Origin of the sequence: Streptomyces sp. NBC_01689 (assembly GCF_036250675.1) — a bacterium.
Lineage (GTDB): Bacteria > Actinomycetota > Actinomycetes > Streptomycetales > Streptomycetaceae > Streptomyces.
On the sequence record NZ_CP109592.1, the window covers coordinates 7,078,821 to 7,094,984 of the forward strand.

12 protein-coding genes are annotated in these 16,164 nt (G+C 72.0%); 8 read left to right on the plus strand and 4 right to left on the minus strand.

Going from position 1 to position 16,164, the window contains the following annotated elements:
• Nucleotides 1-61 precede the first annotated feature (61 nt).
• Together OG776_RS30240 and OG776_RS30245 are read right to left on the minus strand one after the other, a co-directional pair.
• Entirely contained in the window at nucleotides 62-1,291 is a 1,230-nt protein-coding gene (locus OG776_RS30240) for an ankyrin repeat domain-containing protein (protein ID WP_329322844.1), read from the minus strand.
• A 100-nt stretch (nucleotides 1,292-1,391) separates the two neighbouring features.
• A complete protein-coding gene (locus OG776_RS30245) occupies nucleotides 1,392-2,288 on the minus strand; it encodes a hypothetical protein (protein WP_148013509.1) in 897 nt (298 codons plus the stop codon).
• A gap of 323 nt (nucleotides 2,289-2,611) precedes the next feature.
• Here OG776_RS30245 and OG776_RS30250 point away from each other — a divergent pair, with 323 nt between their 5' ends.
• Nucleotides 2,612-3,394, plus strand: coding sequence for a S1 family peptidase (locus OG776_RS30250; RefSeq protein ID WP_329322845.1), 783 nt, complete (start codon nucleotides 2,612-2,614; stop codon nucleotides 3,392-3,394).
• 221 nt (nucleotides 3,395-3,615) lie between these two features.
• On the opposite strand, the gene OG776_RS30255 is transcribed toward OG776_RS30250, so the two are convergent.
• A complete protein-coding gene (locus OG776_RS30255) occupies nucleotides 3,616-5,421 on the minus strand; it encodes a glycoside hydrolase family 35 protein (protein WP_329322847.1) in 1,806 nt (601 codons plus the stop codon).
• Between the two features lie 133 nt (nucleotides 5,422-5,554).
• Here OG776_RS30255 and OG776_RS30260 point away from each other — a divergent pair, with 133 nt between their 5' ends.
• The 6 genes from OG776_RS30260 (at nucleotide 5,555) to OG776_RS30285 (ending at nucleotide 13,340) form a co-directional block, all read left to right on the plus strand.
• Nucleotides 5,555-6,502, plus strand: coding sequence for a helix-turn-helix transcriptional regulator (locus tag OG776_RS30260; RefSeq protein ID WP_329322848.1), 948 nt, complete (start codon nucleotides 5,555-5,557; stop codon nucleotides 6,500-6,502).
• A gap of 11 nt (nucleotides 6,503-6,513) precedes the next feature.
• On the plus strand, nucleotides 6,514-6,948 hold the full coding sequence (locus tag OG776_RS30265) for a chorismate mutase (protein WP_329322850.1): 435 nt from the start codon (nucleotides 6,514-6,516) through the stop codon (nucleotides 6,946-6,948).
• Nucleotides 6,949-7,074: 126 nt separating this feature from the next.
• Complete coding sequence (locus OG776_RS30270) at nucleotides 7,075-7,545, plus strand: response regulator (RefSeq protein WP_148013506.1); 471 nt, start codon at nucleotides 7,075-7,077, stop codon at nucleotides 7,543-7,545.
• A gap of 71 nt (nucleotides 7,546-7,616) precedes the next feature.
• A complete protein-coding gene (gene pepN / locus OG776_RS30275) occupies nucleotides 7,617-10,118 on the plus strand; it encodes an aminopeptidase N (protein WP_329322851.1) in 2,502 nt (833 codons plus the stop codon).
• Nucleotides 10,119-10,551: 433 nt separating this feature from the next.
• On the plus strand, nucleotides 10,552-11,937 hold the full coding sequence (locus OG776_RS30280) for a pyridoxal phosphate-dependent decarboxylase family protein (protein ID WP_329322852.1): 1,386 nt from the start codon (nucleotides 10,552-10,554) through the stop codon (nucleotides 11,935-11,937).
• The gene (locus OG776_RS30285) at nucleotides 11,934-13,340 is read left to right on the plus strand and encodes a lysine N(6)-hydroxylase/L-ornithine N(5)-oxygenase family protein (RefSeq protein ID WP_329322853.1); all 1,407 of its coding nucleotides are present in this window, start codon (nucleotides 11,934-11,936) and stop codon (nucleotides 13,338-13,340) included. The genes OG776_RS30280 and OG776_RS30285 overlap by 4 nt, the downstream gene beginning before the upstream one ends.
• Nucleotides 13,341-13,441: 101 nt before the next feature.
• Here OG776_RS30285 and OG776_RS30290 read toward each other — a convergent pair whose 3' ends face one another.
• Nucleotides 13,442-15,265: a bifunctional metallophosphatase/5'-nucleotidase gene (locus OG776_RS30290; protein WP_329323781.1), complete on the minus strand. Its 1,824-nt coding sequence runs from the start codon at nucleotides 15,263-15,265 to the stop codon at nucleotides 13,442-13,444.
• A gap of 139 nt (nucleotides 15,266-15,404) precedes the next feature.
• Here OG776_RS30290 and OG776_RS30295 point away from each other — a divergent pair, with 139 nt between their 5' ends.
• Nucleotides 15,405-16,115 (plus strand): SIMPL domain-containing protein, encoded by a 711-nt coding sequence (locus OG776_RS30295; RefSeq protein WP_329322854.1) that lies wholly within the window; start codon nucleotides 15,405-15,407, stop codon nucleotides 16,113-16,115.
• The last annotated feature ends 49 nt before the right edge of the window (nucleotides 16,116-16,164 follow it).

The following is a 16,164-nucleotide window of genomic DNA, read 5'->3' on the forward strand; positions in this document are numbered from 1 at the left end:
GGGAGGTGAGCGCCGTGCCGGAGCAGGAGATCCACCGGGCCGTCGATGAACGCGCCGCCGGTCAGCCCCGCGCGCCCAGCGCCGTCAGCGCGCCTGCCGCCCGCGCGCGGACCCCGGCGTCGTGGTCCTCGGCCAGGGCGCGCAGCCGTTCGAGGCCCTCGGAGTGGCCCGCGGGCAGCAGGGCGGCCAGGGCGTCGGCGACCGCCGCGCGCACCGCGGCCTCCGGATGTCCGGCGTGGTGCAGGACCTCGGGCAGCGCGGCCGGGTCCTCGCGGCGGCCCAGTGCGACGACGGCGGACCGCGCGACCACGGGATGCCCGGTCTCGCGGGCGAGTTGGCGCAGCACCTGCCGGCCGCGAGGCGCGCCGGACCGGCCCAGCACGTCCGCCCCGAAGGCCTGCCGGAGCGGATCGGTGCCGCGGCACCACAGCACCGCCGCGCGGAACGTGTCCTCGTCGGCGCGCAGGCCCAGGACCGTCGCCGCCTCGCCCCAGTCGTCGTCGGAGGGGTCGCCGTGGCGCAGGGCGCGGGCGGCGAGTTCGGCGGCAGGCGCGGTGATGCCGAGGGACGTCTCCAGGAGGGTGACGATGGCGGCGTGCCCGGTCTGCTGATCGTCTCCGGAGACCGGATGCCCGTCCTGGCCGAGGAGTTGGACCTCGACGGTGACTCCGCCGTCCTCCGGGTGCCGGTGCACGACCGAGGGGAGACCGGGGCCGTGGGTCCGCTCCAGGCTCGCGCGGAGGGCGGCCTCCACGTCGACGGTCAGCCAGCGGTGCGCCTCGGCGAGCGCCGCGGACCGGTCCCGCGCTCCCCGCCGGAGGAGGGCGCGGACGCAGCCGGGGGAGCCGCGACGGGCCGCCGCCACGAGTGGTGGCTCACCCGTCGGCCCCGGGCGGTCGGGGTCCGCGCCGGCCGCGAGCAGTTCGGTCACCACCGCGGCCTTGCCCCGCTGGACCGCCCAGGTCAGCGCGGTGAACCCGAACCCCTCCACGCGGTCGGGGTCCGCGCCGGCCGCCAGCAGGGCTCGTACCACCGTCGTGTGGCCGCCGCAGGCCGCCCCGCACAGCGGCGCGTCCGTGCCCTGGCTGAGCCGGTCCGGGTCGGCGCCCGCGGCCAGCAACAGCCGTACGACGTCCGGGTGGTCGCTGACCGCCGCCAGATACAGCGCCGTCTCGCCGTCCGGGTCCGCCGACTCCGGGCTCGCGCCGGAGCGCAGCAGCCGTACCACCGCGTCCCCGTCACCCTCGTACACAGCGGTGAGGAGAAGCGCCGCGGGGTCGTTCGTGCTCATCCTTCGAGCCTCGCTCCTGAAGGAGGCCCGGGGCAAAGCCTTTTGGGGTGTTCTGTCTCACCTCGCGGCTCTCGCGCGTCCCTCGCGCCGCGGCTTCCTCTTATGTGTCGCACTCCAGCACCGTCCCGCACAGGGTGCACCGCGCCCGTACCCGGCCTCTCACCGGGACCCTGATCCGCTGGTGGCAGGTCGGGCAGGGGAAGGAGACGCGCAGCGGGCCGCGGCCGTCCGGCGTGAACGCGTAGGGGACGTCCGGGTGCCGGCCGGGGGCGGGGTGGTCCTGGGCGTGGCGCCGGTCCCTCGCGTAGCGGCGGCGGCCCGCCCAGCCGGCCGCGGTCAGCGGGGGCTGCTGCCCGTCGCCGCGTGCCTTTGACATGCCCTTCGTGTACGCGGTGTAGGCCTGCGGGCTGGTGAACCAGACGGAGGGGTCCTCGCCGAAGACCAGGGCGCGTTTGGCGAGGACGTAGCCGAACTCCTCCGGGGTGAGGTAGCCGAGTTTCTGCGAGGAGTCGGCGTCCTCGCGGTAGGCGTCGAGCAGCAGCCAGCCCGCGCCGAGGTAGGCCGCGGCGGTGTCCGTGAGGATCTCGTTGTCGCGGGTGCCGGGGAAGGAGAGGTCGAGGCGGTGCAGGTAGACGTGCATCACCTCGTGGGCGAGCGCGGCGCCGATGTCCCTGCGGTGGGTGCGGAAGCGGTCGTTGAGTTCGACGAAGTACTCGGGGCCCGCCGTGAGTTCGACGTTCGCCGCATGGGTCATCTCGCGGAAGCCGATGATCATCCGGGCGTCCGGCAGCCGGTAGTGGCGCACCATCTCACGGGCCACCCGCTGGGCCCCCAGGTGGAGGTCGTCGCCGTCGCCGAAGGCCACGTCGGCGGGGGCCACACTGGTCGCGAAGGTGTGCACGGTGTCGCACGAGAGCCGTCTGTAGAGCGCGGTGATCGAGGCCCGCACCGTGTCCAGGTGCGGGTAGCCGTGTTCGACGGGTCCGCCGTTCGCCACGTCCGCACCCCCTGAAGACGCCGGCCTGCGCACTCCACTGTAAGCCGGGTCCGGCCGGGCGGCCGGGCGAGTGCGCGCCCTCGTGGGGGTGCGGTCGCGGGAGCGCGGGGCGTGCGCCGGGAGGCGGCTGGCCGAAAAGCGGTCCTTGCCGGGGCCCTCCGGTGTCCCAACAATGGGCAAAGGATTGGCGGGTGCATGTCATATCTCCGCCCTGTCGTGCCGCACCCCGTGCCGTGCTCCGCACGGCTCACGCGGCCCGGCGCACCACGGAGAGCGTCACGCGTGCCACCGCCACGCCTCGACCCCCCACGAGAGGAACCACGTTGAAGTCTCCCAAGAAGTTCACGGGCCTCAGAAGACTCCTCGCCCTCGGCGCCGTCGCCCTCGCCGCCGTTTCGCTCCAGCCCGTCTCCGCACAGGCCGCGCCCGCGCCCGTCGTCGGCGGAACCCGCGCCGCCCAGGGCGAGTTCCCCTTCATGGTCCGGCTCTCCATGGGCTGCGGCGGCGCCCTCTACACCAAGCAGATCGTGCTGACCGCCGCGCACTGCGTGAACGGCTCCGGCACCAACACCTCCATCACCGCCACCGCCGGCGTCGTCGACCTGCAGAGCACCAGTGCCATCAAGGTCAGGTCGACGAAGGTGCTCCAGGCACCCGGCTACAACGGCAAGGGCAAGGACTGGGCGCTCATCAAGCTCGCCGCACCCATCGAGCAGCCCACCCTGAAGATCGCCACCACCACCGCGTACAACAACGGGAACTTCACCGTCGCCGGCTGGGGCGCGACCCGCGAGGGCGGCGCCCAGCAGCGTTACCTCCTCAAGGCCACCGTCCCCTTCGTCAGCGACGCCGTCTGCCGGCAGGCCTACGGCAGCGACCTCGTGCCCGGTGACGAGATCTGCGCCGGGTTCGTCCAGCAGGGCGGGGTCGACACCTGCCAGGGCGACTCCGGCGGACCCATGTTCCGCAAGGACGACTCCGGAGCGTTCGTCCAGGTCGGGATCGTCAGCTGGGGCCAGGGCTGCGCCGAGCCCGGGTACCCCGGCGTGTACAGCGAGGTCTCGACCTTCGCGGCTGCCATAGCCTCGGCGGCGTCCACCCTGTAGGGACGGGCCGCCACCGTGCACGGCGCGGGCGTCCGCGACTCCGGTCAGGGACGCCCGCGCCGACTCCGGTCGCGAACGCCACACCGGTCCTGTCGCGAGTGCCCGTGCCGAGTCGCGTCAGGAGTGCCCGCGCCGCGCCCGGTGACGCACCCCGTACCTGGCCGTACCCCGCCCGCGCCCTGCCCGTACGCCGTGCGCGGGCGGACGCCCCGCCTCGGGGTCTACTCCGGGTCCCGCGCGCCGGGGGACGCGGCGTGCGCGCCGGCCGGCTCCGGGACGCGCAACACCGGCGGCCTCGGCCCGGTGGAGGACTCCCCGCCCGGCTCCTCCAACTCCAGGACCCACACCTCGTTGGTCCCCTCGCGCAGCACCGGTCCCGGCACGTACAGCGACCGCTGCGGACCCGCCGACCAGTAGCGGCCCAGGTTGAACCCGTTGATCCACACGAACCCCCGTGTCCAGCCCGGAAGATCGAGGAGGGCGTCCCCGGCGCCGGTGACCTCCACCGTGCCGCGGTGCAGTCCACGGGCGCCGTTCCCGGGCGACCGGGTGAACGGCACCCCGCCGACACCGCCGTCGAACGCGTCGAGACGCAGCCCCCGGGCGCGTACCCCGTGCAGATACTGCCGCTCGTGCAGCACACCCCCGGTGATGCCCTTCTGCTCGCCGGACCGCGGACCGTAGTTGACCCGGCCCAGCGACTCCACCCACATCTCCACCCGCGCGCCTCCCGCCACGGGCTCCGCGAGTTCCGGGTCCTCCTCCGTCAGCGCCCCGGCCGCCGTCCCGTCGACGTACACCACCGCCAGGTCCCGCAGCCCGCGCAGCCGCAGCGGGTACGATGCCCGCGGCCCCGGCACGGTCAGCTCGTACCTGACCAGGCCCCGGTCCACGTCCAGTTCACCGAAGTCCGGAGGGACGGCGTACTCGCCCTCCGGGCCGCCGAGTGCCTCCAGCACGTCGTCCGGCGGGGCCCACTCCCGCAGATCCACGGCCGCGGACGCGCCCAGCGACGCCGGGGCCGGCGGCAGGTCCGGCAGCGGGCCCTGGGCGTACGGCGCGAGGACCTCCCGGAACCGCCAGAACTTCTCGGTGGGCCGCCCGAGTTCGTCGACCGGCGCGTCGTAGTCGTACGACGTCACATCCGGCTCCAGCGGCCCCTCGTGCAGCGCCCCGCCACCCCGGTTCGCACCCGCCCAGCCCCCGAAGTTCGTCCCGCCTTGCGCCATGTAGAGATTGACCGACGCCCCGCACTCCAGGATCTCGCGCAGCGCGTCCGCCGCGTCCCCCGGATCCCGTACGACATGCTCACCGCCCCAGTGGTCGAACCAGCCGCACCAGAACTCCATGCACATCAGCGGCCCTTCGGACCGGTGCCGGCGCAGCTCCCCGAACGCCTCACGCGCACGAGAGCCGAAATTGACCGTCGCGAGGACCCCCGGGACCGAACCCCCGCCGAGCATGTGGTCCTCGGGACCGTCCGAGGTGAACAGCGGGACGCTCACCCCCTCGGCACGCAGCACCTCGGCCAGACGCCGCAGATACACCTGGTCGGACCCGTAACTGCCGTACTCGTTCTCGACCTGCACCATCAGCACCGGACCGCCCCGGTCGGCCTGCCGGGGCACGATCTCCTTCAGCAGGTGGTGGAACCAGCGTTCCACCGGCCGCAGATACTCCTCGTCCCGGGTACGCCACCGGCCCGTCAGCCAGTGCGGCAGCCCGCCGTTCTCCCACTCCGCGCAGATGTACGGGCCGGGCCGCACGATCGCCCACAGCCCCGCCTCCCGCGCCGCGTCCAGGAACCGGCCCAGCGCCCGCACATCACGGAACACACCCGGCCGCGGCTCGTGCAGGTTCCACGGGACGTACGTCTCCACGCAGTTGAGCCCCATCGCCCGCAGCATCCCGAGCCGGTGCCCCCACTGCTCCTCACGCACCCGGAAGTAGTGCAGCGCCCCGGACAGCAGCCGCACCGGCCGCCCGTCCAGCAGAAAATCCGTGTCCCCCACCGTGAACTCGCTCATGGGCCCACCCTCACCCCCTGGCGGCGACCCCGTCCATGGACAAAGATCACCTCTGGTTGGACCGAATCGCGACACCGGCCGCAACGGCTGGGCCGGCTGGGCCGCACCGGCCGCACCGGCGGAAGGACGGCGGATGCACCACACCTGGATGCGGTACCTCACCCCCGCCCCCGTCCACCACCGCCTCGGCCTCGCCTGCCTCGGCGTCGGCCTCCAGCACGGCGAACTGCCCCCCGTCGGACCGCGCACCCTCGACCACCATGTCGCCGTCGTCGTCAGCGCGGGCAGCGGCTGGTTCCAGGACCCGGGCGGACACCGCCACACCGTCACCGCGCCCGCCCTGCTCTGGCTCACCCCCGGCGTCCCCCACCACTACGGCCCCGACCCCAGCTGGGACGAGTGCTTCGTCGACTTCACCGGCCCCGCCACCGCCGCCTACACCGAACTCGGCCACATCGAACCGGACCGCCCCGTCGTCCCCCTCTCCGACGCGGCCGGCGCCCGCGCCGCCGTCGCCCGTATCGCCCGCGCCACCCGCCGCGGCAACCCCCTCATGGAGGTCGAGACCGGCGCCGCCGTCCATGAGCTCCTCGTCGTGCTGCGCCGCGCCCGCGCCGGCCTCGCACCCGACGACGACCCGGTCCTGCATGCCCTGGCCCGCGACGCCTTCCAGCCACTGTCCGTCGCCGAACACGCGGCCCGCAACGGCATGACCACCGCCGAACTGCGCGGCGCCGTCCGCCGCGCCGCCGGCCGCAGCCCCAAGGAGTACCTCCTCGCCGTCCGGCTCGGCCGCGCGAAGGAACTCCTCGCCGCCACCGACCTCCCCGTCGCGGCCGTGGCCCGGCGCGTCGGCTACGACGACCCCGCCTACTTCTCCCGCCTGTTCACCCGCCGTGTCGGCATCGCTCCCGTCCGCTTCCGCGCCCAGCAGGGCCGCACCCCGTCCGCCACCACCCGCGTCGACCACGTCCCCGGCCCCGGCGCCCGCACGGCCGCCGACCTCGGCCCCGCCCCGGACCGCACCGCCGCCCCCGGCCCCGACGATCCGCCCACGACCGGCCCCCCGTCCGGCACGTAGGCTGGTCGACCATGACCACCAGCAACACCGGCAACGCGACCGGCCTCACCGGCGACGCGACCCACGACACCGGCGACGCGACCGGCCACCCCACCGGCGACACCCCCGCCACCCCCGGCCCGGAGGCCGACACCGCCGTCCGCGCCGAACTCGCCCGGCTGCGCGACAGCATCGACAACATCGACGCCGCCGTCGTCCACATGCTCGCCGAACGCTTCAAGTGCACCCAGCAGGTCGGCCACCTCAAAGCGGCCCACCAGCTCCCGCCCGCCGACCCCTCCCGCGAGGCCCAGCAGATCGCCCGGCTGCGCCGCCTGGCCGAGAACGCCAAGCTGGATCCGGCCTTCGCGGAAAAGTTGCTGAATTTCATCATCGCCGAGGTCATCCGGCACCACGAGAGCATCGCGGACGGCACGGGACAGCCCACCGGAGCCACGGGGGAGTGACACCGGGTGCCCCCAGCGGGCATCCTGCGCGGAGCACTCCCTGTCAGGTGTCAGGCCAAGGGCACATGCCGCCCGTCCGTGCGCGCCCGGGCCGGCGGGTGCCCGAGCGAGGGGACGTATCGGGCCATGCCGTCGGATGCCAAGATCCTCATCGTCGACGACCACGAGGACACGCTGTACGCGCTCGAAAGCGCCCTGGCCCCACTGGGCCACCTCGTCACCCGTGCCACCAGCGGCGACGACGCCCTGAAGGAAGTCCTCCGCGGCCGGATCGGACTCCTCCTGCTCGACGTACGCATGCCCGGCGTCAGCGGCCTCGACGTCGTCCGCTACATGCGCCGCCTCGAACAGACCCAGCACATCCCCGTCATCCTGATCACCGGCTTCGGCCCGGACGCCGAACTGTCCGCCACCGCCTACGCGCTCGGCGTCGCCGACCTCGTCATGAAACCCGTCGACCCCTGGACCCTGCGCACCAAGGTCCGCTACCTCTACGACACCCACAGCCGCCGCCAGGCCCTGGAACGGGAACTGCGCGAACTGCGCGCCGAGATCGACGCCGCCCACCACCCCCTGGAACAGGACCGAACCCCCTGACCAGGTCGGACATAAGCCGCATCGCGGGCTGCCCCTGTGCCCTGCCCGAGCCATCAGGCAGCATGTCCCCCATGTCCGTACTGACGCGCGACGAAGCGCAGACCCGTGCCAAGCTCCTCGACGTCCACCACTACGGGATCGAACTCGACCTGACCCGCGGGGACGAGACCTTCGACTCCCGGACCGTCATCCGGTTCACCGCCCGCGCCGACGCGGACACCTTCGTCGAGCTGAAGCCCGCCGAGCTGCGCTCCGTCACCCTCGACGGACAACCCCTCGACCCCGAGACCCTCGACGGCAACAGGCTCCCCCTCGAAGGCCTGACCGCGGGCGAACACGAACTGCGCCTCGACACCGTCATGCACTACTCCCGCACCGGCGAAGGCATGCACCGCTTCACCGACCCCACCGACGGCGAGACCTACCTCTACACCCAGCTCTTCATGGAAGACGTCCAGCGCGTCTTCGCCGCCTTCGACCAGCCCGACCTCAAGGCCGTCTTCGACCTCACCGTCACCGCCCCCGACACCTGGACCGTCCTCTCCAACGGCATCACCGAACACCTCGGAGAAGGCCGCTGGAAAGCCGCACCCACCCCACTCATCTCCACCTACCTCGTCGCCGTCGCCGCGGGCCCCTGGCACTCCGTCCGCACCGAGCACCGCGGCCTCCCCTTCGGCATCCACTGCCGCCGCTCGCTCGCCCCCTATCTGGACACCGACGCCGACGAGATCCTCGACGTCACCCGCGCCTGCTTCGACCGCTACCACGAGAAGTTCGACGAGCCCTACCCCTTCGACTCCTACGACCAGGCGTTCGTCCCCGAATTCAACGCCGGCGCCATGGAGAACCCCGGCCTCGTCACCTTCCGCGACGAATTCGTCTACCGCTCCGCCGTCACCGACACCGAACGCCAGACCCGCGCCATGGTCATCGCCCACGAAATGGCCCACATGTGGTTCGGCGACCTCGTCACCCTGCGCTGGTGGGACGACATCTGGCTCAACGAGTCCTTCGCCGAGTACATGGGCTACCAGACCCTCACCGAAGCCACCCGCTTCACCGACACCTGGACCGACTTCGGCGTCACCCGCAAACCCTGGGGTTACGACGCCGACCAGCGCCCCTCCACCCACCCCGTCGCCCCCGACCCGGACGCCGTCCCCGACACCGCGTCCGCCATGCTCAACTTCGACGGCATCTCCTACGCCAAGGGCGCCTCCGCCCTGCGCCAACTCGTCGTCTGGCTCGGCGAGAAGGACTTCCTGGCCGGCATCAACACCCACTTCGCCCGCCACAAGTTCGCCAACGCCACCCTCGCCGACTTCATCGACTCCCTCGCCGCCGCCACCGAGCGCGACGTCCACGCATGGGCCGCCGCCTGGCTGCGCACCACCGGCGTCGACACCCTCCGCCCCACGCTCACCGAGACCCAGGGCACCTGGCGCCTCACCGTCGAACACGACGGCACCCGCCCCCACCGCATCGCCGTCGGCGCCTACGACACCGTCCCCGGCGAGAACGGTCGACTCGTCCCACGCGACCGCGTCGAGACCGACCTACCGCAGAGCGAACCCGTCGACCTCGGCCCCGGCCGCCGACCGGCCCTCCTCGTCCTCAACGACGGCGACCTCAGCTACGCCAAGATCCGCTTCGACACCGACTCCTTCCGGACCGTCCGCGACGCCCTGTCCGGACTGCCCGAACCCCTCACCCGCGCCGTCGTCTGGAACGCCCTGCGCGACGCCGTCCGCGACGGCGAACTGCCCGCCATGGCCTACGTGGACGCGGCCCGCACCCACCTCCCGCACGAGACCGACCTCGCCCTCGTCCAAGGCGTCCTCACCTTCGCCGCCACCCAGGTCGCCGGCCGCCTCCTGCCCCCCGAGGACCGCCCCACCGCCCTCGCCACCCTCAGCGACCTCTGCCGCGACCTCCTGCGCCGCACCGAGGACGGCGACAACCCGGGCCTGCGCCTCACCGCCGTACGCCACTACATCGACGTCGCCGCACACCCCGACACCATCAGCGCCTGGTTCTCCGAGGGCACCGTCCCCGGCGGCCCCGAACTCGACCCCGAACTGCGCTGGCGCGTCCTCGGCCGCCTCGCCGTCCTCGGCGCCATCGACGACGCCGTCATCGAGGCCGAACTCGTCCAGGACCCCAGCGCCACCGGCCAGGAAGGCGCCGCCCGCTGCCGCGCCGCACTGCCCGACCCCGAGGCCAAACGCCACGCCTGGCAGGAGATGTTCGCCTCCGACCACCTCTCCAACTACCTGTTCACCGCCACGGCCCAGGGCTTCTGGCAGCCCGAACAGGCCGACCTCCTCCAGCAGTACGTCGAGCGGTACTGGCCCGACGCCGTCGCCCTCGCCGCCCGCCGCGGCCCCGCCATCGCCGAGGCCGCCGGCCGCTACGCCTTCCCCGCCCACGCCGTCACCCCCGAGACCCTCGCCCTCGGCGAGACCTGCCTGCGCGACGCCGACCCCATCCCCGCACTGCGCCGCAAACTCGTCGACCAACTCGACGACCTGGCACGGGCACTGAAGGTCCGCGAAGCGAGCCGCGGCTGATTCCACAGGAGCACCGGGTCCCACTCCCCGCACGGACAGCGGACCCGGTGCTCCGGCACGCCCTGGGAACGGCCGGGTCCGGGATCCGCCGGGTCCGCGTTCCAGCGACCCCTGCGAACGGCCGAGCCCGCGTTCCAGCGACCCCTGCGAACGGCCGAGCCCGCGTTCCAGCGACCCCTGCGGACGGCCGGACCCGCGTTCCAGCCGGCCCTGCGGACGGCCCGGCCCGGAAACCGTTCACCCCCGGCCCCGGCACGCCCTGAAAACCACCCACCCCACAGAACGCCCTCACACCCCCCGTCACCCCCGCCCCTCACCTTCACCCGCCACGGCAGTACCCCCATTCGGGTCAGATCGTTGTGCTCTGCGGGCGCGCCGTCCCCATCCCGTACAGGCTTGGAGCCCCCTGCCGCGCGCCCTCCGGAGGACACCCATGAGCACGCCGCCCCTCGCCTCAGGACCCGAAGGCCCCGGCGCACTGCGGCCACTGCTCGACACCGTCCTCGACGCCCTGCGCATCGGCACCACCGCACGCGGCGGCCCCCTCCCCGCCGGAGGACCCGAGCACGTCGCCCGCCGCCTGCGCGACGCCGCCGGCGACATCCTGCCCCGGCACGGCACCGACGACGCCCTGAGCACCCTCGTCCACGCCCTCGCCGAAGGCTCCGCCGACCCCGCCGACCCCCTGTGCGCCGCCCACCTGCACTGCCCGCCCCTCGCCGTCGCCACCGCCGCCGACCTCGCGGCCTCCGCCCTCAACCCCTCCCTGGACTCCTGGGACCAGGCACCCGCCGCCTCGGAACTCGAAACCCTCGTCACCACCGCCCTCGCCGCCGAGGTCTACCCGACCGCCGGCACACCCCGCCCGGCCACCGCCCTCGTCACCACCGGCGGCACCGAATCCAACCAACTCGCCGTACTCCTCGCCCGAGAAGCCCACAACGGCGTCCGACTCGTCCACGGCGCCAACGCCCACCACTCATTGCCCCGCGCCGCCTGGCTCCTCGGCCTCCCCGAACCCGTCGTCGTCCCCGCCCCCACCGGCACCATGGACCCCGTAGCCCTCGACGAAGCCCTCACCACCCTCCGAGGCCCCCGCGGCACCCTCCTCGTCGCCGCCACCGCCGGCACCACCGACGCCGGACTCATCGACCCCCTCCCCGACCTCGCCGACGTCTGCGCCACCCACGGCGCCCGCCTCCACATCGACGCCGCCTACGGCGGGGGCCTCCTCTTCAGCGACCGCCACCGACCCGCCCTCGACGGACTCGACCGCGCCCACACCGTCACCCTCGACCTGCACAAACTCGGCTGGCAGCCCATCGCCGCCGGCCTCCTCGCCGTACGCGACCCCCACGACCTCACCCCCCTGCGCCACCAGGCCGACTACCTCAACGCCGACGACGACACCGAAGCCGGCCTCCCCGACCTGCTCGACCGCTCCCTGCGCACCACCCGACGCCCCGACATCCTCAAGATCGCCGTCACCCTCAAAACCCTCGGCCGCACCGGCCTCGGCGCCCTCGTCGACCACGTCTGCGCCCGCGCCACCGACCTCGCCGACCTCATCACCACCCGCCCCGGCCTCGAACTCCACGGCCCGCCCACCCTCAGCACCGTCCTGTTCCGGCCCGCCGGAGCCACCGACGAAACCGTCGCCGCCATCCGCCGCACCCTTCTCCACGACGGCCACGCCGTCCTCGGCCGCGCCCGGCTCGACGACCGCCTCTGGCTCAAAGCCACCCTCCTCAACCCCCACACCCGGCCCGACGACCTGGCCGCCCTCCTGAAACTGGTGGAAGGACACACCCCCCGATGACCCCGGCACACCACGAACCCGAAGCGCCCCGCGACCTCGTCGGCATCGGCATCGGCCCGTTCAACCTCTCCCTCGCCGCCCTCGCCCACCCCCTCCCCGAACTCGACACCGTCTTCTACGAACAACGCCCCGGCTTCGACTGGCACCCCGGCCTCCTCATCGACGGCGCCACCCTCCAAGTCCCCTTCCTCGCCGACCTCGTCACCCTCGCCGACCCCACCAGCCCCTGGTCCTTCCTCAACCACCTCAAGGACCGCGACCGCCTCTTCCCCTTCTACTTCGCCGAGCGTTTCCACATCCAGCGCGCCGAATACGACGCCTACTGCCGCTGGGTCGCCGACCGCCTCCCCGGACTCCACTTCGGACACCAGGTCGACGCCGTCCGCTGGAATCCCGAACAAGCCCTCTTCGAAGTCGACTTCACCCGCCTCGCCGCCGACGGCGACACCGAACTCCTCGGCCGCACCCACACCCGCAACATCGTCCTCGGCGTCGGCACCGCCCCCCACATCCCCGACGCCCTCAAACCCCTCGTCGAAGCCCCCGGCGTCCCCGTCATCCACGCCGCCGACTACCTCGCCCACCGCGACCGCTTCCTCACCGCCGAACACATCACCGTCATCGGCGCCGGACAATCAGGCGCCGAAGTCTTCCTCGACCTCCTCAGAAACCGCCCATCCGGACACGAGAAGATCCACTGGCTCGCCCGCACCGAGGCCTTCGCCCCCATGGAGTACTCCAAACTCGGCCTCGAACACTTCACCCCCGACTACACCCGCTACTTCCACGCCCTCACCGAACCCGTACGCGACCGCCTCGTCGCCGCCCAATGGCAACTCCACAAAGGCATCGACGCCGACACCATCGCCGCCATCCACGACGAGCTCTACCGCCGCACCCTCCACGGAGACTGGCCCGACGCCGTCCTCACCCCCGCCGTCACCGTCCGCACCGCAGGACGCGTCGCCACCACCAAAGTCGAACTCCACCTCGAACACGCCCAACAAGGCACCCGCACCCGCCTCACCACCGACGCCGTCGTCCTCGCCACCGGCTACCGCGAACGCCCCCTCGACCGCATCCTCGCCGGACTCGACCCCTACCTCCGCCGCGACAACGCCGAACGCCCACGCATCGACGACCAGTTCCGCCTCCACCTCGACCCCACCGTCACCGGCCACGTCTACGTCCAGAACGCCGAACTCCACACCCACGGCGTCGGCGCCCCCGACCTCGGCCTCGCCGCCTGGCGCAGCGCCACCATCCTCAACGCCCTCACCGGCAAAGACCCCTACCCCCTCCCACAGCGCACCGCCTTCACCACCTTCGGCCTCGAACCCCACCCCCACATCCCACCCAGCCGGCAGACACCAGCCCTCACCCCCCTCGTCGACGGCCGATAAGCTCCCCCACCACCGGCAACCGCCCCGCACACGCGCCCGCACGACAAACGGCGCCGGCCCCCCGAAGGGATCACCGACGCCGTCCACCTCACCTCGCAGCCCTAGAACACCGGCGTGCCCTCCCGCGTCAGCCTCCAGTCCACCGAAGCGAACTCCGCCGGATCCAGCACACCCTTCGCCGTCACCCACTCCGCGATCCGCGTCCGGATCTCCGTCGACTCCGACCACACCTCCTTCGCCGACGCCACGAACGGGAACGCACCACCACCGTTCGCCCGGTAGTTGTTCACCGCCAGCACGAACTGCCGCGCGTCGTCCAACGGCACACCCTCATAGCTCAGATTCCTGATCCGCGAACCCTCCGGCTGCGCGATGTCGATGTCGTACCGCAACCCCGACACATAGTCGTAGTTGTAGTCCGGACGATCGTTCGCATTCGTCAGCTTCTCCACGTCCACCACCGCACCCACCGCGGTCCGCACGAAATAGTTCGCCGAATACTCCAGGTACGCCCTCACCTGCGCACCCGTCAGCACCTTCGCCACCAACGTGTTGTCATACACGTACAAGCTCGACAGATCCCGGATCGTCACCTCACCCGCCGGAATCTCCGACGTCCGCGAGAACGGCGACGCCTGCGCGATCACCGGCAACGACGCATACTCCGTCCCCACCAGAGCCGCCCTGACCACGTCCTCCTGCACCTTCGTGATCAGATCGATGATCGGAGCGTCCTTGAACCGCGCCTCCACCGTCGTCAACGTCTCCGTCGCCGTACCGACCACCTGATTGACGTACTCCACCACCAACGCGTGCTCATCCTTCAGCAACCGCGTGATCCGCGGATCGTCCGCCACCGAATTCGAGTTGCGCACCGACGACGCGACCGACTCGACCTCCCAGCGCCCCTTCTCGAAGACCAGCTCGAAGTCGAACACCGACAACCGCTCCGCGAACGCCAACGGCTCCGATAGCACCACCGTCCGCCCCGATTTCACGTTCGTCACCCTCAACTCAGGGATCTCCACATGCGCGTGCCCGACCAGAATCGCGTCGATCCCCGGCACCTGCTGCGCCACCAGAGCCGCCGAGTTCTCCACATACGGCAACTGGTCACCGTACGACGACGTCCCCGACGCACCCGAATGCGCCGACACCACCACCACGTCCGCACCCATCGAACGCAGCTTCGGCACCCACTTCGCCGCCTGCTCCTCCAGACCCGGGAACACCAACTTCCCCTGCACATACGCCTTGTCCCAGATCGCGATACCCGGGTTCGTGAGCCCCAGCACCGCCACCTTCACCGCCGGGGCGCCAGGAACGTGGAACGTCTTCATCAGATACGGAGGAAACGCCGGCTTCAACGTCTTCGCGTCCAGCGCGTTCGCACCCAGCAGCGGGAAGTCGCACTGCGACTCGAACTTCCGCAGCGTCTCGATCCCGTAGTTGAACTCGTGGTTCCCCAGCGCCACCGCGTCGTACCCGATCGCGTTCATCGCCTGCGCCATCGGATGCACCGGACCGTGCTTCGCCGTGATCGGATCCACCTTCGCGAAGTAGTACGTCAGCGGCGTCCCCTGGATCGTGTCACCCGCGTCCAGCAGCAGCGTGTTGCAGCGCCCCTTCTCCTTGCGGACCGCGTTCACCAGCGTCGAGATCCGGGCCAGACCCTGCGCGTTCCCCGCACCGTCCCGGTACTCCGCGTCCTTGAAGTAGTCCCAGTTGAAGACATGTCCGTGCAGGTCCGTCGTGCCCATCACCGTCAACGAATACCGCTTCACCGGCTTCTTCCCACCCTTCGCCACCGATGCCGACGCGGCCGTCGCGGCCTGCGCGGACGGCGCCGCGACCGCACCCGCGAGAGCCACCCCCGCACCCGTCACGGCGGACTTCTCCAGGAACTTCCGGCGGTTCAAAGACATGTCAGGGACTCCTCGGGAATCGGTCAACGACGCGCGTAGATTCTGACCCACACATGACACCCCCGAACAGGGCCCGGAGGTTTCCATCTGATGACCGGACACCCCCGCACACCCCCCGCACGATGACAGAGTGGGACGCATGACCCCCACCGAAGAACCCCAACCAGCCCTCCCCTACGGCACACCCGCCGCACCCCGCATCGCCGTCCGCGGCGAAGCCCACCTCGAAGTCGACCCCGAGATCGCCCGCATCGGCATCACCCTCACCGCCCGCGGCACCGACCGCCGCACAGCCCTCACCGACCTCACCCACCGCAACACCACCGCCCTCGACCTCATCAAGTCCTACGGCGAAGCCGTCACCCACATCGAGACCGGCGCCTACTCCATCAGCCCCGAACTCACCCGACACGGCCGCGGCGAACGCATCCGCGCCTACCACGGCCGCGTCCACATCACCGCCGAACTCACCGACTTCACCGCACTCGGCGAACTCACCACCCGACTGGCCGACCTCGACCTCATCCGCATCGACGGCCCCTGGTGGGACCTCCGCCCCGACTCACCCGCCCACCGCCAAGCCCGCCGACAAGCCGTCCACGAAGCCGTCCAACGCGCCCGCGAATACGCCGAAGCCCTCGACACCACCCTCGCCGCCCTCGTCGAACTCGCCGACATCGGCGCCGAGAACACCCCACCCCACCTCGCCGCCCCCGCCGGCGCCCTGCGCTCCAGGTCCTTCGCCGGCGCAGCCCCCGAAGAAGCCCCCGCCCTCGACCTCGAACCCCAACGCCAGCACGTCCACGCCCAGGTCAACGCCCGATTCACCATGAACCCACCCCAACTGTGACCACCAAAACCATCACACTCGGTAACCGAACCATCTCCCCACGCCACCC